This window comes from Bradyrhizobium sp. (assembly GCF_035273305.1).
In the GTDB taxonomy this organism is placed as follows: domain Bacteria; phylum Pseudomonadota; class Alphaproteobacteria; order Rhizobiales; family Xanthobacteraceae; genus Bradyrhizobium.
Genome location: NZ_DATEPI010000133.1, coordinates 1 through 2,390 on the forward strand (window position 1 = coordinate 1; position 2,390 = coordinate 2,390).

The 2,390-nt window shown below is 60.5% G+C and carries 2 protein-coding genes; both read left to right on the forward strand.

Annotated elements, in window-relative coordinates; all coding sequences use genetic code 11:
• Window positions 1-140 precede the first annotated feature (140 nt).
• Window positions 141-1,715 (forward strand): hypothetical protein, encoded by a 1,575-nt coding sequence (locus VJV58_RS09110; protein WP_324137013.1) that lies wholly within the window; start codon window positions 141-143, stop codon window positions 1,713-1,715.
• Window positions 1,716-1,872: 157 nt separating this feature from the next.
• Window positions 1,873-2,390 (forward strand): FAD-dependent monooxygenase (locus tag VJV58_RS09115; protein ID WP_324137014.1); only part of this gene is annotated, 518 nt, incomplete at its 3' end.

Sequence of the window (2,390 nt, forward strand, 5' to 3'; positions counted from 1 at the left end):
CCCCAACTTGAAGCGATCGCGGGGCCTGAACTTTGGACTCAGCAAGACAATCGCATTGCTGTTCGGCTATCTTCCTGAAAGCCGAAATGCAGCCTCAAAAAGTCCCGGAATGAGGCCTTGCATGCGGTGTTTGTCAGTTCATGGACCGCGTGCGATTTTTGCTCACATTCGTAGTTTTACTCGCCGGCGTTCTCTCCGCAAATAGTGCGCAGGGCGCCGCGGCACTCGAGCGCGGTGTCGCGATTCTCGACCCGGCAGCGCTGCGCGAACTCGATCGTGGCAGGCTTGCGCTCGGACGCGTGATATTGCCGGCGAGATCGACCGACGCGCCGCTCACGAATGATCGGTTGTTCGTGTTGCCATCGATGGTGCCGGTTCGCAAAGCGCTCGATGTGGAATTCGGAAAATACATCGAAAGTCACAAGACCAACCTGCCGAATGAAACCATCGGCATCGGTAATTCTTTCGATTTCCAGCTGTTCGATCGCGCGCTGCTCGATTCCTCCGGCACGCGTTTCGTGCTGGCGGGCATCATCAACCGCATGGACCGCACCTATGTCAGTGAGCGCAATTGCGGTGAAATCCGCCTGATCTATCGCCTGACGCGAGTTGAGGATCGCGTGGCGGACGAGGGCGCACCGTCGCCACGCCTGCCGATGACGCTGAATGTGGTGCTGCACGCAAAGAGCGATAGCGCGATCGATCAAAGCGGTAAGCCGATCACCTGTGCCGAAATCGCAAGTCGCTGGTTGTCCACCGCCGATCTGAAGCTGACCGGCGGCGCGCTCGCGAAAAAATTGACCGAAGCGGATGGACCGCTGGATTTGATCCGGCCTGAACATGTCCATCGCATTGAAACCAACCTTCAGATCGCGCACGCGCCGAAATCGCCGGTGCGCGATTTCCGGACCGATTACCTGTTCAAGGTGTTCGACTACAATCGCGGCTCCGGGACATTCGAGCAAGCGCCGCTTGAGAACCAGGTCGATCGCGAGCGCATTCTGGCGGATGGGACGCTCAGGCGCGAGTTCAAGGCTTGGCTGCTCCAGCCCGAGCATTTCGCGGACCTCGATCGCGGCACGATATTAATTCCTGAAAAATTCCTGGCCACTGCGGCAATCGCGCCGACACCGCTTGGCTTCTCCAGCCCGAACCTGCAACCCGCGTTCGGGCTGCTGGAAGGCGACGATGCCGCGGTCGGTCCCGTGTTCAGGGAAGCTGACGTGCTTGCAGCGTTGCACAACGCTACCGAGCACGGCACCAAATTGCAAAACATCCGGTCGGTCGCTGGGTTTGAGCGCCGCCTTAACGACATCACCTGCTCGGGCTGCCATCAGACGCGGGGGATCGGCGGCTTTCATTTTCCGGGCGTCGACTGGACGGCGGCCAAGCCCGACAACTCGACCGTTGTGCCTGGCTCGCCGCACTTCTTCGCCGACCAGATTCGACGACGAGACATTCTCGCGGCATTGCGGGACGGAAGGCCACCTGATTACTCGCGCGGGTTCTCAAGCCGACCGCAACTGCGTGGGAGCAGTGAACTGGCCGGCACCGAATACGAGGATGGCTGGGGTGCGAGCTGCTATGTTCAGCACGCGGACCCAACGGAGAACGACCGAAGTTTCAAGTCATGGACCTGCGCAAAGGGTCTCTCGTGTCAACGGCTCGGCACTGCCTCCCGAATCGGCATGTGCTTTGTCGGCGATGGGCACTAGACTTCGGTAACTCATCGGCACGGCAAGCGCGCTCGCAAGCCCGTCAACAGCAGCGCCAATGCGCTCTGGAGAATCGCCCGACGCCCGATTGACAGTAGTCTCACCAATCATGTTTCATCCCGGCGAGCGGTTCGATCGTCGATGGCGCGGAGGAAAGATGGACGACGTTGTCATCGTCGGCGCGGGCATTGGCGGATTGACGCTGGGATTGGCGCTGCATGCAGCCGGAATCCGGTGCCGGATCTTTGAGTCCGCCGCCGAAATCAAGGCAGTTGGCGTCGGCATCAATCTCCTTCCGCACGCAACAAAGGAGCTTGCCGCTCTTGGGCTGGAGCCGGCGTTGGCGCGGCTCGCCATCGAGACGACGGATGCGACCTTTTTCAATCGCTTCGGCCAATTGATCTATCAGGAGCCGCTCGGCCGTGCCGCGGGCTATGAGCATCCGCAGTTCTCGATCCATCGCGGCGATCTGCAGATGATCTTGCTCGATGCGTTCGTTTCGCGCGCCGGCCGCGATCGGCTGGTTACCGGACGCCATTGCACCGCCGTCGAGCAGGACGATACCGGCGTCACCATCAGCTTTTCCGACGGCCCGGGTGGTGCCAGTGTCAGCAGCATCCGTAGCGGCGTCGTGATCGCGTGCGATGGCATCAACTCGGTCATCCGAAAACAATT

Bases quoted from the DNA above. Each gene is read 5' to 3' on its own strand.
- VJV58_RS09110 (WP_324137013.1), top strand. From the start codon at position 141: ATGGACCGCGTGCGATTTTTGCTCACATTCGTAGTTTTACTCGCCGGC.